Raw genomic sequence first — 17141 nt, forward strand, 5'->3', positions numbered from 1 at the left:
TGATCTGGTCGCCAACGATCAGATCAACCTGGTGGTGGAGCCCGGTGAGATACACGCCCTGCTCGGCGAGAACGGTGCGGGCAAGTCCACCCTGATGAACGTCCTGTATGGGCTGCTACAGCCGGACGAGGGCGAAATATTGGTCGACGGCGAGCCGAAGCGGTTCCGCGGTCCGGGCGACGCGATCGACGCCGGCATCGGCATGGTGCACCAGCACTTCATGCTGGTGCCCGTGTTCACGGTCGCGGAAAACATCATGCTCGGCGCGGAGAGCACGCGCGGTGGCCTGCTCAACCGTCGTAGCGCCCGGCAGCGGGTGCTCGAGGTGTCCCGGCAGTACGGCCTGCCGGTGGACCCGGACGCGACGGTCGAGGACCTGCCCGTCGGCGTGCAGCAGCGGGTGGAGATCGTCAAGGCGCTGGTCCGCAACGTGGACCTGCTGATCCTCGACGAGCCCACCGCGGTGCTGACTCCGCAGGAGACCGACGAACTGCTGGCGGTCATGCGCACGCTCAAGGCGGCCGGCAAGTCCATCGTCTTCATCACCCACAAGCTCAAAGAGGTCAAGGCCATCGCCGACCGCATCACGGTGGTGCGCCGGGGTCGCACGGTCGGCACCGCGACGCCGGACGCCAGCGAGGACTCGCTGGCCGCGCAGATGGTCGGCCGCACGGTCAAGCTGCGGGTGGACAAGCAGGAGGCCCACCCGGGCGAGCCGGTGCTGACCGTGGGCGGGCTGACCGTCCTCGACGAGCGCGGCCAGGTCGCGGTCGACGGAGTGGACCTGGAGGTACGCGCCGGTGAGGTGCTCGGCATCGCCGGCGTGCAGGGCAACGGCCAGACCGAGCTGATCGAAGCGATCATGGGTCTCCGGCCGGTACAGGACGGACAGATCATGCTGCACGCGGGCCGGGCCGGCACCGGACGGGACGCGGGCGGGCGGCGCGCGGCGGCGCGCGAGGGCAGCCTGTCGCTGGTCGGCCGGCGCACCAGGGACATCCTGCGCGCCGGGGTCGGCTACGTGCCGGAGGACCGCAGCGCGGACGGCCTGGTGATGGAGTTCTCGGTGGCGGAGAACCTGGTCCTCGACCGGTACGACGACCCCCAGTACGCCTCCGGGATCGCCCTGTCACCCAGCGCGATCAACCGCGCGGCCCGGGACCGGATCGCCGAGTTCGACGTGCGCACGTCCTCGCACCTCGCGCCGGTCGGTACCCTGTCCGGCGGAAACCAGCAGAAGGTGATCGTCGCCCGGGAGATGTCCAGCCCGCTGAGGCTGCTCGTGGCGGCGCAGCCGACCCGGGGCGTCGACGTGGGCTCCACCGAGTTCATCCACGCCAGGGTGGTCCGCGAGCGCGACCAGGGGACCGGGGTGCTGCTGGTCTCCAGCGAGCTGGACGAGGTGGTGGCACTGGCCGACCGGATAGCCGTCATGTACCGCGGCAAGGTGCTGGCGACGCTGCCCGCGGACGCGCCGCGCGAACAGATCGGCCTGCTGATGGCCGGCGTCACGGACGAACCCGCGCCCGAGAAAGACACGTGAGATGACCGAATCAGGAGGCGGTACCTCGCCGGACAAGGACCTCGCCGGCGAGACCGAGCCGCCCGGCGCGGACGCGTCCGGGGTACCCGCGCAGCGCACACCGGCCGACAAGGCCGACAAGGCCGACAAGCCCGCCGAACCGGCGGAGTCGGCCGAGCCAACGGAGTCCACTGAGCCCGCGGAGACCGCCGAGCCGGCGGAATCCGCCGGGCCCGCCGGGGCGACCGGCGGGGCCGAGCCCGCAGGGGCCGCCGCGGAGGGCGTGCAGGGCTTCGGGCGCACCGTGCTCGACTCGATCCTCAGCGCCAACACCGTGACCGTGACGGTCCTCGCCGTGTTCATCGCGCTGGTGGTCGGCGCGATACTCATCGTGATCTCGGACTCCAACCTGACCTCGGAGTACGGGTACTTCTTCAGCGAGCCGGGTACGGTGCTCGGCGACAGCTGGTCGGTCGTCGGCGGTGCGTACGCCAACCTGTTCAAGGGTTCGGTCTTCGACCCGGCCACGCTCAGCGGCGCGATCAGCGGCACCAACTCCTGGAGCCAGGCGTTCGCACCGCTGTCCGAGACGCTGACCTACACCGCCCCGCTGGTGTTCACCGGTCTGGCGGTCGCGCTGGCGTTCCGCGGCGGTCTGTTCAACATCGGCGCGCAGGGGCAGGCGATCCTCGGCGCCATCGGCGGCGCGCTGGTCGGCTTCGAGCTGCACCTGCCGTACGCGCTGCACCTCATCGTCGCGCTGGTCGGCGCGGCCCTCGGCGGGGCGCTCTGGGCGTTCATCGCCGGTGCGCTCAAGGCCCGGGCCGGGGCGCACGAGGTGATCGTCACGATCATGTTGAACAACGTGGCGACCCTGTTCCTGACCTGGCTGATCGTGCAGAAGGGCGTCCACGACCCGACCCGTTCCGACGCGATCAGCAAGAACGTCGACAAGACCGCGAGGCTGCCCACCATCCCCGGCGTCGATCACAGCGTGGTGCGGGTGCACCTCGGCATCGTGCTCGGCGTGCTGGTCGCGCTCGGGGTGGCCTGGCTGCTGCAGCGCTCGACGATCGGCTTCCGGCTGCGGGCGGTGGGCGCCAACCCGTCGGCCGCGCGCACCGCCGGGATGAGCGTGGGCGGCGCGTACATCCTGGTGATGGTGCTCTCCGGCGCGCTGGCCGGGCTGGGCGGCGGGATGCAGGTGCTGGGCACCACCGCGTCCTCGCTGACCGGGCAGGTCACCGCCAACATCGGCTTCGACGGCATCACGGTGGCCCTGCTCGGGCGGGGCAAACCGTGGGGAGTGGTCGCCTCGGCGCTGCTGTTCGGTGCGCTGCACGCCGGCGGTAACCGGATGCAGTCCTACTCGCACGTCGCGATCGACCTGGTGGTCGTCCTGCAGGCGGTGATCGTGATCTTTATCGCCGCCCCGGCGCTGGTGAAGGCGATCTTCCGGCTCCGCGCCGCCCGGTCCGGCGGTACCCCGACGACCCTGGCGAAGGGCTGGTAGTCATGGCAACGCTGACCGTCTACGGCTCGCCGGGCACCGCCGTCCCGACGCAGGGCTTCTGGACCCGGGCCCGCAAGGCCGGGCTGGCCTTCGTGGTGATCGGTGTGGTGGCCGCGGCGGTGTTCGGCCCGCTGGCCAAGCGGCACGGGCACGCCCGGTTCACCTTCACCGAGACCATCACCGGCGCCCACCTGGACATTCCCGCGCAGCCGGGGGCGATCGCCTTTGGCCTGCTGTGCGCGCTGGCCGGCGCCGCGCTGCTGGTCACGGCCCGCACGGCGCGGCTGCTCACCCTGCTCACCGGGCTGGCGCTGATCTTCCTGGTGCTGTCGTTCCTGTGCTGGCAGGTGGCCAGCGGCCACAACAGCACCGTCCTGCCGCTGGGTCAGTTGGCCCAGAGCACGGTGAAGGCGGCCCTGCCGTTGGTGTTCGGGGCGCTCGGCGGTGTGCTGTGCGAGCGCTCGGGCGTGATCAACGTGGCCATCGAGGGGCAGCTGCTGACCGGGGCGTTCGCCGGCGCGCTGTTCGGCACGATCTTCTCGTCCACCTGGGCCGGGCTGATCGCCGCGGCGCTGGGTGGGGTGTTCATCTCCGCGCTGCTGGCGGTGCTGGCCATCCGGTACCTGGTGGACCAGGTGGTGCTGGGCGTCGTGCTGAACCTGTTCGCGCTGGGCTTCACCGGGTTCGTGTTCACCCAGCTGATGGCGCCGCACCAGGACAAGTACAACTTCGCCCCGGTCTTCCCGACCTGGCAGATCCCCGGCCTGGCCAGCATCCCGATCCTCGGGCCCGCGCTGTTCCAGGGGAACCTCTTCCTGTATCTGGCGATCGTGCTGGTGATCGTGGTGCACGTCGCGCTGTTCCACACCAAGTGGGGGCTGCGCACCCGGGCGGTGGGCGAACACCCCACGGCCGCGGACACGGTGGGCATCAAGGTGTACTGGACCCGCTACCGCAATGTGCTGCTGGCCGGCGTGATCGCCGGGATCGGCGGGGCCTACCTGACCATCGGCGACGTCGGCAACTTCAACAACAACCAGACCAACGGCACCGGCTTCATCGCCCTGGCCGCGCTCATCTTCGGCCGCTGGAGCCCGGTTGGCGCCACGCTGGCCGCGCTGCTGTTCGGCTTCTCCACCGCGCTCGCGCAGGTGCTGAGCGTGATCGGCAGCCCGATTCCGCAGGAGTTCCTCAGCATGCTCCCCTACGCGGCCACTATCGTCGCGGTGGCCGGGCTGGTGGGGCGGGTACGGGCACCGGCTGCGGATGGAAAGCCGTACCTTAAGGGCTGAGTGCACATGGATATCGACTGGGACGGGCTGCGGGCGGCGGCCACGGAAACGATGCAGTCCGCCTACGCCCCGTACTCCAACTTTCCGGTGGGCGCCGCGGGGCTGGTCGACGACGGCCGGATCGTGGTCGGCTGCAACGTGGAGAACGCCGCGTACGGCGTCACGCTGTGCGCGGAGTGCGGCGTGGTCAGCGCCCTGCACGCCTCGGGCGGCGGCCGGCTGGTGGCCCTGGCCTGCGTGGATGGGGCCGGCGTCGCACTGATGCCCTGTGGGCGCTGCCGCCAGGTGCTGTGGGAGGCGGGCGGCCCGGACTGCCTGATCGACGCGGTACCCGAGCCGCTGCCCATGGCCGAGCTGCTGCCACATGCCTTCGGGGCCGGTGACCTGGCCAGGGTCCGGCCGCCGGTGCGCCGCGAGCTGCCGCAGGTGCCGGCCGGGCTGCGCGAGTACGTGGGCCGGGGCACCGTGTTCGTGCACGCCGACTCGGTCGGCGGCCAGCGGGTGTGGACCGGGTACTGGGAGCGCTCGACCGGCGTCGACGGGCAGCCGGCCGGGATCCTGGAGGAGGCGCCCACCTGGCCCGAGATCGGCAGCGCGCTGAGCTGGGCGCGGGCGCGCACCGGCCGGATCGTGGTGGTGGACGCCGACGGCGTGACGTACTGGGCCGGGAGCGGACAGGCCCCTCCGGAGCTGCCGGAGTGGCCGGACCGGACGGCGGGCATCGAGGGGACCGAATGACGCACAGTGCCATCGACGTGATCCGGGCCAAGCGCGACGGGGGAGTGCTGTCCGACGCGCAGATCGACTGGATCATGGACGGGTACACCCGCGGCGCGGTCGCCGACGAGCAGATGTCGGCGCTGGCCATGGCGATCCTGCTGCGCGGCATGACGCCGCCGGAGATCGCTCGGTGGACGCGCGCGATGATCGCCAGCGGCGAGCGGCTGGACCTGTCCGGGGTGGACCGGCCGACGGTCGACAAGCACTCGACCGGCGGGGTGGGTGACAAGATCACCCTGCCGTTGACCCCGCTGGTCGCCGCGTGCGGGGCCGCCGTACCGCAGCTGTCCGGCCGGGGCCTCGGGCACACCGGCGGCACCCTGGACAAGCTCGAGTCGATCCCTGGCTTCCGGACCACGCTGAGCAACGACGAATTCCTGGCCCAGCTGTCCGGGGTAGGGGCGGCCATCTGCGCCGCCGGTGCCGGGCTGGCACCGGCCGATCGCAAGCTGTACGCGCTGCGCGACGTGACCGGCACCGTCGAGGCGATCCCGCTGATCGCCAGCTCGATCATGAGCAAAAAGATCGCCGAGGGCACCGGCGCCCTGGTGCTGGACGTGAAGGTCGGCACCGGCGCCTTCATGACCCACGTCGAGCAGGCGCGCGAGCTGGCCCGCACGATGGTGGAGCTGGGCGCCGCGCACGGCGTGCGCACCGTCGCGCTGCTGACCGGCATGTCGACCCCCCTCGGGCTGGCGGTGGGCAACGCGGTCGAGGTCGCCGAGTCGGTCGAGGTGCTGGCCGGCGGCGGGCCGAGGGACGTGGTCGAGCTGACCCTCACCCTGGCCCGGGAGATGCTGGACCTGGCCGGCCTGCCCGACGCCGACCCGGCGGCGGCGCTGCGCGACGGCCGGGCGATGGATTCGTGGCGCTCGCTGGTGCGGGCGCAGGGCGGCGACCCCGACGCGGCGCTGCCGGTCGCGCCGGAGACCGAGGTGGTCCGTTCCACAGTGGACGGCTATGTGTCCACTGTGGATGCGTATCTGATCGGGATGGCCGCGTGGCTGCTGGGCGCGGGCCGGGCGCGCAAGGAGGACGGTGTGTCGGCGTCGGCCGGGGTGCTGCTGCACCGCCGCCCGGGCGACCCGGTGCGGGTCGGCGACCCGCTGTACGAGCTGCGCGCCGAGGATGCCGACCGGATCCCGGCGGCACGGGAGGCGGCGGCCGGAGCGGTCGAGATCACCGGCGCCCCGCCGGCGCTGGTGCCACTCATCATGGAGAGGGTCGGCTGATGCCGGAACTGATCGAGAAGCCAGCGCGGATACCGGTACCGGGCGGGAAGGTCATCGACGAATACGTGGGCCGGGTGAACTCCGGTACCGAAGCGGTGTCCATCGCACACATGGTGGCGCCCGCGGGCTGGCAGGAGCCGGCCCAGACGCCGGACTTCGACGAGTACACGCTGGTACTGCGCGGCGCGCTGCGGGTCGAGCACGCGGGCGGGGCGATCGACGTGAGCGCCGGCCAGGCGGTGGTGAGCCGGGCCGGTGAGTGGATCCGGTACCAGACGCTTTCCGAGGGCGCCGAGTACGTGGCGATCTGCCTGCCCGCGTTCGCGCCGGACCTGGCGCACCGGGACGAGTGAGTACGGTTTCGTCAGGCAGATGAGCGTCCTCGCACCAGATCCCGGCCTGATCCGGGTCAGCACCATCGCGGAGCTCGAGCGGCTCGGACTACCGGTCCCGCCGTCGAGCTATCCGCTGGTGTGGGAGCCCGGCGACGAGGTGGAACTGCGCTCCCGGCTCGAGCTGGAGGCCCGCTGCGCGATCATCAACATCGTGCTGGCCTGCGCGTTCGGCATGCCCGGCCGGGACGCCCTGGCCTGGCTGGACGACGCCGGCCTGACCGGTCAGGCCACCCCGCCGGAGCTCAGTTTCCTCGCCGAGGGTGAGGGCGACCTGCGCTCGTTCGCGCTGCACACCGAGGCGCTGGCCGCGCTCGGCTGGCTGCTGTCCGTCGTGCGACGGCTGGACCCCGCCGCACCCGGAGCGGAGAACATCGCCAGCCTGCTGCCGAACCTGCCGGCCGGCGAGGGGTTCCGGAGCTGGCAGGCCCGGGTGCTCACCGCCCCCCGGGATCCGCGCGACGCGGCCGCCGCCCTGGACCTCTACTACTGCCTGGACTGGTCGTACCTGCGGGCGGAGGAGTTGCACCTCGCGCTGCCCGGGTACATCGACTCCAACGCCATCGGCCAGCGCCGGTGGGCGCTGGAATGGGCCGTGCTGTTCCACGGCCCATTCCACGACGACCCCGCCGGCTGGGAAGAAGTCGACCTGTCAACGTAGGGCAGGCTCGGGCGACCGGTCGGGGAGCGGCGCCGATGGCGGTTCTCCGGCGGCCTCGCGCAGCCCGATCCGGCCGTGTACCCGAGCCAGCCAGCGTGGCGCCCACCAGTTCCACCGGCCCAGCAGCGTCATGGTCGCGGGTACCATGACGCAGCGCACGATCGTCGCGTCGATGGCCACCGCCACCGCGAGTCCCAGCCCGATCTGCTGGACGGTGCCGATCCGGCCGGTGACGAAGCAGCTGAACACCACGACCATGAGCAGCGCCGCCGAGGTGATGATCCGGCCGGAGTGCTGGAGCCCTCGGCGTACCGCGACGTCGGTGGGAAGGCCCCCGTCGACGTACTCCTTGATCCGGCCGAGCAGGAACACCTCGTAGTCCATGGACAGGCCGAACGCGAAGGCGAACACGGTCACGATGACGAACGGGTCGAAGCCGCCGACGGTGAGTGTGTGCAGTGCTCCGGACAGGAAGCCGTGTTCGAACACCGCGTTCATCACGCCGAAGGTTGCGCCGAGTGAGACGGCGTTCATCACCATCGCCTTGACCGGCACCACCAGCGAACCGGTCATCGCGAACAGCAGCAGCACCATGGCGAGCAGGGTCACCCCGATGGCCAGGGGCAGCCGGTGGAGCAGCACGCCCGTCATGTCCTTGAGTACGGCCGCGTCGCCGGTCACCCAGGACTGCACGCCCGCCGGCCGGTCCGCCCGTACCCGGTCCACCACGCCCAGCGCGGTGGGGCCCTCGGGGTCACCGGTCGCATCGATGTCCACTGTGGACAGGTTCGGGCCGACCTGCTGGGCCGGCTCCACCCGGTTGACTCCGGGGGTGCCGTTCCACCGCTTGGCCCAGGCGTTCAGCGTGGCCGCGTCGGTGCGGGCGACCACCGTCACCGCCGGTGCCGGTGGCTGCCCGAACCGGTCGGACAGCATGTCGACCACTCGCACCGACTCCAGCGTGCGGGGCAGCCCGGACAGGTCGTTGAGGTGGACGGTGGTGGACAGCAGCGGGATGCCGGCCGCGATCAGCGCGGCGCCGGCCGCCAACGTGGTCACCAGCGGGCGGCGCTGCACGACGCGGGCGAGCCGGGCGAAGAAGCCGACCTCGGCCGCGTCGCCGTACCTGGCCAGCCTGCGCGCGGCCCGCTTGGAGGGACGGATCCGCTTGCCGGCGATACCCAGCACGGCCGCGGTGAAGGTGAGCGCGACCAGCATGGCGACCAGTGCGATGGAGATGCCGGCGGCGCCCAGAGCCGACAGCGCGGTGACGCCGAACAGCAGCAGGCCGGTCAGCGAGGCGGCCACGGTCAGCGCGGAGAACAGGATGGTGCGCCCGGCGGTGGCCCAGGCCCGACCGACGGCCACCTGCGGGGCGTGCCCGGCGGCCAGTTCCTCGCGGTAGCGGGCGATCAGCAGCAGCCCGTAGTCGATGGACAGGCCCAGGCCGAGCAGGGTGACCACGGTGACCGCGTCGGAGTCCAGGTTGGTGAACTGGGCGAAGATGAGCAGCACCGCCATCGCGGTGAACACCGACACCAGCGCGGCGAGCACCGGGGCCGCCGCGGCTATCAGCCCGCCGAACACGAAGACCAGGATGACCAGGGTGATCGGCAGGGACAGCTCCTCGGCCTTGGACAGGTCGTCCTGGGACTGCTCGTTGGCCTGGTCATTGATGAGCGGTCCGCCGCCGACCGACACGGCGGCGCCGGGCTGACCGTCGGTGGCGAGCGTCGCGGACAGCGCGTGCAGGCGGCTGGACAGCGTGTCCACCGTGGTACCCAGCCGGTCGTCGGACAGTTTCGCCAGGCCGACCTGGATGAGCAGGCCGTGCCCGTCGCGCGCGGTCAGGGCGGCGGTCTGGCTCGCCGGCAGGCCCGCGGAGTACGGGGTCACCACCTTCGTCACCCCGGGCACGGTGGCCAGATCGGTGGCGATCGCCCGGACGTCGTCGCGTACCGCCCCGGACCGGGGATCGACGCGGTCGACGACGGCGGTGATCGTGCCGCCATCGTCGCTGCCCGCGGTGAGTACGGCCCCGGCCCGCACCGACTCCAGTGACTTCGGCCCGTCGTCGCCGGTCAGCCCGTTGAAGACCGGGCCGGCCGCGAGGCCCCCGACGACGACGGCGGCCAGCCAGATGCCGAGCACCGACCACTTGCGTCTGAAGCACCAACTACCGACTCGCGCGACCAATCCCTGCGCCATGGCGGCTGCCCCCTTGGATGGATTTTCGACGATTGGTGGGCCGTCGGCGCCGAACCGAACGCCGCTGAGTGGCCCGCAACGGTGCCAGTTCAGCCTCGCGGAGCGGGCCCCCGGGGCACCATCAGGGCGGCCCCCGAATAGACCCGGGGGCTAGCCCTACCTAGACATCAGGGAAGATCAATACCGTCTCGACGGCCGCGGGCTCGGGGCGCGGGGCTCGGGGTCGGGCCTTGGGGGCTCAGCGGCAGGGGTGGCCCGTGGCGGGGCCCGGGCGGAGCGCGGTGGGGCTCAGCGCAGGGGAGCGTAGCGGGCGACGCGTACCTCGGCGGTCACGTCCACCGGCGAAGGCAGGGCGGCGATGCGCGCCGCGCGGTCGGCCGAGCCCGCGTGCCAGGCGCTCGGCCCCATGCCGACCAGGGTCTCGATCTCGTGGTGGTCCAGGTTCAGCCGGCGCCGTACGACGGTCGACGCGACCGGGGCGAACCAGCGGTCGAGGCTCGCCGACAGTCTGTCCTCTTTGGACGGATCGACGCGCAGCAGGCCCAGCGCGTCCACCAGCTCCCGCAGGTGGTCGGGGCCCGGGGTCACCACCAGCAGCGCACCGTCCGGCCGCAGGACCCGGGCGAACTCGGCGCCGTTGCGGGGGGCGAAGACGTTGAGCAGCAGGGCGGCGGTGTGGTCGGCCACCGGCAGCCCGGCCCACACGTCGCAGCGGGCCGCGGCGGCGCGGGGGTGCGCCCGCGCGGCCCGGCGCAGCGCGTACCGGGAGACGTCCAGCGCCAGCCCGAGCGCGCCGGGTCGGGCGTCGAGAACGGCCGCGAGATGCGCGCCGGTGCCCGCGCCCGCGTCCACAATCAGTTCGGCTTCACCGATGGGCACCCCGCCCGCGCCGGCCGGCACCCCGGACCCACCGGCCGGCTCGCCGCCGTGCCCGCGCAGCGCCTCGGCGGCCGATTCGGCCGGTCTACCCAAGGCGGCCGGCTCGGCCGGTTGGGTCAACGCGGCCGAGTCGGCCGGTCCGGCCAGGGTGGCCAGCGCGGACGACACGAACCCGTAGTGGCCGGCGCCGAGGAACGCCGTCCGGGCCGCCACCATCTCGGCGCTGTCGCCCTCGTGCGGCACTGGCCTGGCGGTCAGGTCGACGTAGCCCTGCCGGGCCCGGTCGAAGCTGTGCCCGCGAGGGCAGCGAAGTCGCGTGACCACGCTGTCACCGTCCGCACCGGCGCCGGCCGGCGCCAGGCCGTTGCTGCCGCAGACCGGGCAGCGCAGATAGGTCGCCACCTCGGCGAGCATCACACCTCCCCGGTCCGGGACGGATAAGGTTGCCTCATGCTGTCACCCGGCTACGAAGAGATCGTCAAGGCCCCCAAGGTGTTGCTGCACGACCATCTGGACGGCGGACTGCGGCCGGAAACCATCATCGAGCTGGCCGCCGAGGCGGGGCACGAACTGCCCACGACGGACGCCACCGAGTTGGGCCGCTGGTTCATCGAGGCGGCCGACTCCGGTTCGCTGGAGCGTTATCTGGAGACGTTCGCGCACACGGTGGCCGTGATGCAGACCGCGCCCGCGCTGCACCGCGTCGCGTACGAGTGCGCGCGGGACCTGGCCGCGGACGGCGTGGTCTACGCGGAGGTGCGGTTCGCGCCCGAGCAGCACCTGGTCCGGGACCTCGACCTGCACGAGGTGGTCGGCGCCGTGCTGGCGGGATTCCGGGAGGGCTGCGCGGAGGTCGCGCAGGCGGGCTCGCCCATCCGGATCGGCACCCTGCTGACGGCCATGCGACACCAGGCCCGGTCCATGGAGATCGCGGAGCTGGCCGTCCTGCACCGCGACGAGGGCGTGGTCGGCTTCGACATCGCCGGCGCCGAGGCAGGCTACCCGCCGACCCGGCACCTGGATGCCTTCGAGTACCTGCAGCGTGAGAACTTCCACTTCACCATCCACGCCGGCGAGGCGTTCGGCCTGCCGTCGATCTGGCAGGCCATCCAGTGGTGCGGGGCGGACCGGCTGGGGCACGGCGTGCGGATCGTGGACGATATCTCCGGCGATGGGAAGCTGGGCCGGTTGGCGGCGTATGTCAGGGACAAGCGCATCCCGCTTGAGTTGTGCCCCTCCTCCAACGTGCAGACCGGCGCCGTGTCGTCGATCGCCGAGCACCCCATCGGGCTGCTGCGCGACCTGCGTTTCCGGGTCACCGTCAACACCGATAATCGACTGATGAGTGGGACCAGCATGTCCCGCGAAATGGCGCTGCTGGTGGAGGCCTTCGGATACGGCTGGCCGGAGCTGCAGTGGCTTACGGTCAACGCGATGAAGAGCGCGTTCATCCCATTCGATGAGCGGCTGGCGTTGATCAATGAAGTGATCAAGCCGGCATACTCGAAACTGCTCGCCTGATCTGGCGCCCATTCGCGGGTACGCAGCCCAGTGCCACCTGCCTCGCGAGCACCTCGCGATCGGCGCGGTACAAAGCGATCCCGCGCCGGATCAGTACTCTGGCCGGTTTGCGGTGTTCGGCGAGGTCGCGGGTGAGTCTTCGCACAAACGTGGTCGCACGCGAGCGGTGCAGCGCGAACGCGTTGGCAAGCAGCCCGAGTTCCTGACAACATTGGGCCAGCTCAGCGGCGAAGATGCCTTCGGCGACAAAGAGCCTGCTGTCACCGATGGTGACAGTGCGGTCGCCGATTGCTTGGTTAGCGCTGAACGAGTAGGCGGGTACCTTGGCCGTGCCGGTCTTGGCCAGCTCCTTGATAGCGGCCATCGCGGCATCGGCGTCCCATGAGTTGGGGGAGTCCCAATCGATGGCCTGGCCCCGTCGAGGCAGTGACGGATCGCAGGAATTCTTGTAAAAATCATCAAGGCAGAGGGTGGGGAGTCCAGTTCGCCATGCTATGTATGACTTCCCGGATCCAGAAGGACCGGCAACAAGGACAACTCGGGCGGGGTGAAGGCTCACCTGTTGGTACTCCGGGGGAGCGTAAAGCTACGGAACGGTCAATACATGGAACCACAGGGTTGATCGAAACCAGCCTGCCCTTTCTCTTTGCCACGGGACATGGTGGAATCTCGGAGGCCCGACCGGTGTGGGAGGGCCGCATGAGGGTGCCCACGGTCCACCGGGGGCGCCAGCGCGGAGGGCGGGCGAGGTGAGCAAGCGGCCAACGACGGACAGTAGGCAGGTTCAGTCGCGGATGAGCGGCCTTGCCGGTTACTTCCGAGACCGGCCGATCTGGGTGAAGCTCGGCCTCATCATGATGGTGCCGACCATCGCGACCGTCTTCGTGGGCGCGAGCGCGCTGCTGAGCAACATCGACCAGGCGAACACCGCCGACCGCGCACGCACCCTGGCCACCCTCGCCAGTGACGCCGGTGCGCTGGTCCAGGACCTGCAGAGCGAGCGTGCCGCCGCGACCATCCTGCTCGACGCCGATCAGGGCAGCGACGCGCAGAAGAGCGCGCTGGCCGAGTACCGCAGCCTGTTCACCGGTACGACACAGGCGTCGACGAGGTACACGCAGCACCGCGACACCCTCTCCGGGCTACCGGCCAGCTTCCAGGGCCAACTGCACACCATCGACGTCAACCTGGGCGCGCTGAACAGCCTCCACCAGCAGGTCGGCGGCGTCAGCGACATCACGCTGAGCGCGGTCATCCAGCGGTACCAGGCCATGATCAAGGGTCTCATCGACCTTCGGGACTCGGCGTCGCAACTCGCCGGCGACACCAGCCTCAGCTACGACCTGCGGGCCGGCTCCGCCATCGCCAACGTCAAGGAGCAGTTGTCGCAGGAGCGCGTCATCGGGCTCCAGATCCTCGACCAGGGCACGATGACGCCGAACGCGCAGAAGGAGTTCCTCACCGCGCTGGCCGGTCAGCAGATCGCGCTCGCCCCGTTCTACACGGTGGCCACCCCTGCCCAGCAGGATCTGATGAGCAAGATCGTGACCGGGCCCAACCTGCGTGAGGCCCAGCTCTACGAAAACACTTTCGAGAGCGAGAACGCCGGCCCGCTGATCGCGAGCGGCTTCGACGCCGCCCAGTGGGACTCCGCGATGGCGGGCCGCGCCGAGCTGCTGCGCCAGGTCGAGCAGTCCATCGACGCCCAGACCGTGTCGGACGCCAGCGCCGTGCACAGCCGGGTCCAGCGGCAGGTGCTCATCGAGGCCGTGCTGCTCATCGTTCTGGTGCTGCTCGCCGTGCTCATCGCGTGGCTGGTCGCCCGGGCGATGAACCGCTCGCTGCGCGAGCTGCGTCAGGGCGCGCTGTCCATCGCCCAGTACGGCCTGCCGCAGGCGGTCGCCAGGCTGCGGGACCCGGCGCTGTCCAGCCAGTCGTCGCCACAGCAGGTGGCAATGCAGATCGCCGAACCGCTGCCGGTTCGCAGCAAGGACGAGTTCGGACAGGTGACCGAGGCGTTCAACGCGGTCCACCTGGAGGCGGTGCGCACCGCCGCCGAGCAGGCCGCGCTGCGCTCCTCGGTGTCCACCATGTTCGTCAACCTCGCCCGCCGCTCACAGATCCTGGTCGACCGGCTCATCGGTCACCTGGACCGGTTGGAGCGCGGCGAGGAGGACCCGGACCGGTTGGCCGAGCTGTTCCAGCTGGACCACCTGGCCACCCGGATGCGCCGCAACGACGAAAACCTGCTGGTACTCGCCGGCGCCGACTCCACCCGTGTGCAGCGCGAACCCGCCGCGCTCATCGACGTGCTGCGCGCCGCGCAGTCCGAGGTCGAGCACTACACCCGCATCGAGTTCGGGGTGGTCGACCGGGACATCGAGATCGGCGCGCACGCCGTCAATGACCTGGTGCACCTGGTCGCCGAGCTGTTCGACAACGCGACAGCGTTCTCCCCGCCGGACTCCACCGTCGTCGTCGAGGCGCGGCGGGTGGGCGACCGGGCGGCGCTGTTCGTGGAGGATCACGGCATTGGTGTTTCCGCCGACCAGCTCGCGGAGCTGAACGAGCGGCTGGCCACGCCGCCCATGGTCGACGTCGCCGTGTCCCGGATGATGGGCCTCGTGGTGGTCGCCCGACTGGCCGCCCGTCATGGGGTCAAGGTCGAACTTCGGCCGGCCACCGAGCGCGGCACCATCGCCGACGTCATGCTGCCGACCTCCGTGCTGGTGCCCCGGGCACTGGCCGGCCGGGGACCGGCCATGGCGCCGCCGGTGGTCCGGGGGGCGCCCATGTCCGGGATGCCGCCGGCCGAGCCCGCCCCGGCCGGGCCACCGCCGCAGGCTGCACCGCCGAGCGAGCCCACACCGCCACGCCCGCCGCTCGCGACCCCGCTCGCGCTGGAGAGCGGCCAGCCGGAACCGCGTACCTCGGCCGGCTCGGGGCTCGGCGGCCCGAGTACCGGCGGCTTCGGTGCCGGCCCGGGCGTCTTCGGCGCGGGACCGAGCCGGTTCGGCGCGGGCCCGCTCAACGGCGGCGGCCTGGCGGGCGCCTCGGCCCCGGGCGGTCCGACCTCGGGCAGCCCGACCTCGGGCAGCCCGACCTCGGGCGGTCCGACCTCGGGTGGCCCGACCTCGCTTGGCCCGACCTCGGGCGGCCCGAGCAACAGCCAGAACCTTCCGGCCTGGTCCGACCTGACCGGTGTCGGCCCGGTCAATGGCTCCAACGGTGCCCACCTCAACGGCAACGACCCGTACCCGCCGATGCCCCGGCCGGCCGAGAACTGGCCGGGCGAGAACCGGCCGGGCGAGAACCGGCCGGCTGACAACTGGGCGGCCGAGAACAGGCCGGCCGACAACTGGCCGGGCGAGGATCAGCCGTGGCCGGGCGACCCCCGGTCCGCCGGTGGGCCACCGAGCGGCCCGAATGGGCCCACCCGGCCGGTGGTGACGGGTCCCGGCGACCCGCTGCCGCAGCGGCGCGCCACCGAGCCCCGTCCGGTCGACGGGGACCCGACAGGCGACGCGACCGGGCCGCACATCCCGCGCCAGATCCCGTCCTCTCCGGAGGCGTGGTCGGCCGGCCCGCGTACCTCGCCGCCCGACCTGGTGATCGACGCCATCGACGCCGACGTGGTCGAGGAGCGCACGGTCGCGACCCCGGCGGTGCCGGCGCCGCAGCCCGGCACCCCGCCGCAGGCCGCCTCCCCGGCGCAGGGCCCCGAAGCCCCGGCGCAGCCGGGCGGCCCGACGCAGTCCGGCTCGCCGGCCCAGCCGTCGAGCCCGCCGCCGGTCTGGCCGCCCGTGCCCGCCTACTCGGCCAGCGACGAGCCGAGCGACACCGACGATCAGGCCGCCCCCGCCGTACCGGAGGAGTTCGCGGCCGCGCTCGACATCACCTCCGAAATACCCCGGATCAGGGTGGAGGAGAACGGCCGGCCGTCGCAGCAGCCGGAGTGGAACGGCAACAGCGGCCCGACCCGGATCGTCTCCAGCCCGACGAGCAGCCACCCGGTGGTGTCCAACGGCTACCCGCCGTCGTCGCTGATCGGGCCGGCCACGACCAACTCTTCCGCGCCCGAGACCAACGGCTCCACCCCGGCGCTGCAACCGGTTCGTCCGGTGATCTCCGGCCACCCGGACGAGACCATGGAGCTGCCCATCTTCAGGGAGTTGGAGTCAGCCTGGTTCCGCAGCCGTGGCGACGCGGACAGCGCGGAGACCGACACCTACGGCGGGCCGGGTTCCGAGCCCCCGCGGCAGACGGCGGCACCGGTCGCACCGGCCCCGCCGGTGGCACCGGCCCCGCCGGTCGATGACGCACCTGCCGCGAGCAGCCCGAACCGCACGTCGGAGAATGGGTCCATGGGTAGTCCTGTGGGTCCGGCGGAAAACACGCCTACGCCCCTCGAGCCGTCCTGGCGGTCGGCCGCCGATGAGGGCTGGGTCGCGGCATCGGCGGCGGCGGAGCCGCCCGTCAATTCGCTGACCCAGGCGGGCCTGCCCAAGCGGGTGCCGATGGCTCAGTTGGTACCGGGCGGGGTGGACAAGGGTACGACGAATGCCAACCGGCGTTCGCCAGAGCAGGTACGAGGGCTTCTCTCGGCTTATCACCGCGGCGTCCAACGGGGTCGTACCCGGGGCGGCGACGACAAGACCCCGGAGTCGAGCACGACGGCCGGGAATTCCTCGCAGGCTGGCAGGGAGCAGGAAGCATGACAACTACGCAGGATCTCGGCTGGTTGCTCGCCAACTTCGCCGATCGGGTACCAGGCGTCGCGCACGCGATCGCCGTCTCGGCTGACGGTCTGCTCCTGGCTGCGTCGCGTGACCTACCGCGGGACCGCGCCGACCAGCTCTCCGCGATCGCTTCGGGTCTGGTCAGCCTGACCCAGGGCGCTTCGCGCTGCTTCGAAGGTGGCGCGGTGCTCCAGACGGTCGTCGAGATGGACAACGGGTTCCTTTTCCTGATGTCCATCTCCGACGGGTCGTCGTTCGCGGTGCTCGCGGCTCGCAGCTGCGACGTCGGTCAGGTCGGCTACGAGATGGCACTGCTGGTCGACCGGGTCGGGGACGCGTTGACCCCGATGCCGCGGGCAGCCGCCGGCATGCTTGGCTGAACGCCCGGTTGACCCGATCAGA

The 17141-nt window shown here is 71.7% G+C and carries 13 protein-coding genes; 10 read left to right on the forward strand and 3 right to left on the reverse strand.

Features of this window, described 5'->3' with window-relative positions; genetic code table 11:
• Positions 1-4 precede the first annotated feature (4 nt).
• The 7 genes from ABEA87_RS27260 to ABEA87_RS27290 are packed head-to-tail and all read left to right on the forward strand — an operon-like array spanning position 5 to position 7392.
• The gene (locus ABEA87_RS27260) at positions 5-1543 is read left to right on the forward strand and encodes an ABC transporter ATP-binding protein (RefSeq protein WP_345634343.1); all 1539 of its coding nucleotides are present in this window, start codon (positions 5-7) and stop codon (positions 1541-1543) included.
• A 1-nt stretch (position 1544) separates the two neighbouring features.
• Positions 1545-3035 (forward strand): ABC transporter permease, encoded by a 1491-nt coding sequence (locus ABEA87_RS27265; RefSeq protein WP_345634296.1) that lies wholly within the window; start codon positions 1545-1547, stop codon positions 3033-3035.
• 2 nt (positions 3036-3037) lie between these two features.
• Complete coding sequence (locus tag ABEA87_RS27270) at positions 3038-4327, forward strand: ABC transporter permease (RefSeq protein WP_345634297.1); 1290 nt, start codon at positions 3038-3040, stop codon at positions 4325-4327.
• Positions 4328-4333: 6 nt separating this feature from the next.
• Complete coding sequence (locus ABEA87_RS27275; protein WP_345634298.1) at positions 4334-5065, forward strand: cytidine deaminase; 732 nt, start codon at positions 4334-4336, stop codon at positions 5063-5065.
• Complete coding sequence (locus ABEA87_RS27280) at positions 5062-6339, forward strand: thymidine phosphorylase (RefSeq protein WP_345634300.1); 1278 nt, start codon at positions 5062-5064, stop codon at positions 6337-6339. The genes ABEA87_RS27275 and ABEA87_RS27280 overlap by 4 nt, the downstream gene beginning before the upstream one ends.
• On the forward strand, positions 6339-6692 hold the full coding sequence (locus ABEA87_RS27285; RefSeq protein ID WP_345634301.1) for a cupin domain-containing protein: 354 nt from the start codon (positions 6339-6341) through the stop codon (positions 6690-6692). Before ABEA87_RS27280 ends, ABEA87_RS27285 begins: the two co-directional genes overlap by 1 nt.
• Before the next feature lie 46 nt (positions 6693-6738).
• On the forward strand, positions 6739-7392 hold the full coding sequence (locus ABEA87_RS27290; RefSeq protein WP_345634344.1) for a DUF4272 domain-containing protein: 654 nt from the start codon (positions 6739-6741) through the stop codon (positions 7390-7392).
• Here ABEA87_RS27290 and ABEA87_RS27295 read toward each other — a convergent pair.
• Complete coding sequence (locus ABEA87_RS27295) at positions 7384-9600, reverse strand: MMPL family transporter (RefSeq protein WP_345634303.1); 2217 nt, start codon at positions 9598-9600, stop codon at positions 7384-7386. The two genes, ABEA87_RS27290 and ABEA87_RS27295, sit on opposite strands and share 9 nt — an antisense overlap.
• Before the next feature lie 288 nt (positions 9601-9888).
• Positions 9889-10893: a class I SAM-dependent methyltransferase gene (locus ABEA87_RS27300; RefSeq protein ID WP_345634305.1), complete on the reverse strand. Its 1005-nt coding sequence runs from the start codon at positions 10891-10893 to the stop codon at positions 9889-9891.
• Positions 10894-10929: 36 nt separating this feature from the next.
• Between ABEA87_RS27300 and ABEA87_RS27305 the strand changes: the two genes are divergently transcribed.
• Entirely contained in the window at positions 10930-12000 is a 1071-nt protein-coding gene (locus tag ABEA87_RS27305; protein ID WP_345634306.1) for an adenosine deaminase, read from the forward strand.
• Here ABEA87_RS27305 and ABEA87_RS27310 read toward each other — a convergent pair.
• Positions 11969-12559, reverse strand: coding sequence for a uridine kinase family protein (locus ABEA87_RS27310; protein WP_345634307.1), 591 nt, complete (start codon positions 12557-12559; stop codon positions 11969-11971). The genes ABEA87_RS27305 and ABEA87_RS27310 overlap by 32 nt on opposite strands.
• Before the next feature lie 235 nt (positions 12560-12794).
• Here ABEA87_RS27310 and ABEA87_RS27315 point away from each other — a divergent pair, with 235 nt between their 5' ends.
• Positions 12795-16718, forward strand: a complete 3924-nt coding sequence (locus ABEA87_RS27315; RefSeq protein WP_345634308.1) for a nitrate- and nitrite sensing domain-containing protein — start codon at positions 12795-12797, stop codon at positions 16716-16718.
• A complete protein-coding gene (locus ABEA87_RS27320; protein ID WP_345634310.1) occupies positions 16715-17119 on the forward strand; it encodes a roadblock/LC7 domain-containing protein in 405 nt (134 codons plus the stop codon). The genes ABEA87_RS27315 and ABEA87_RS27320 overlap by 4 nt, the downstream gene beginning before the upstream one ends.
• The last annotated feature ends 22 nt before the right edge of the window (positions 17120-17141 follow it).

The sequence above is a fragment of the Rugosimonospora acidiphila genome (assembly GCF_039543385.1).
GTDB lineage: Bacteria > Actinomycetota > Actinomycetes > Mycobacteriales > Micromonosporaceae > Rugosimonospora > Rugosimonospora acidiphila.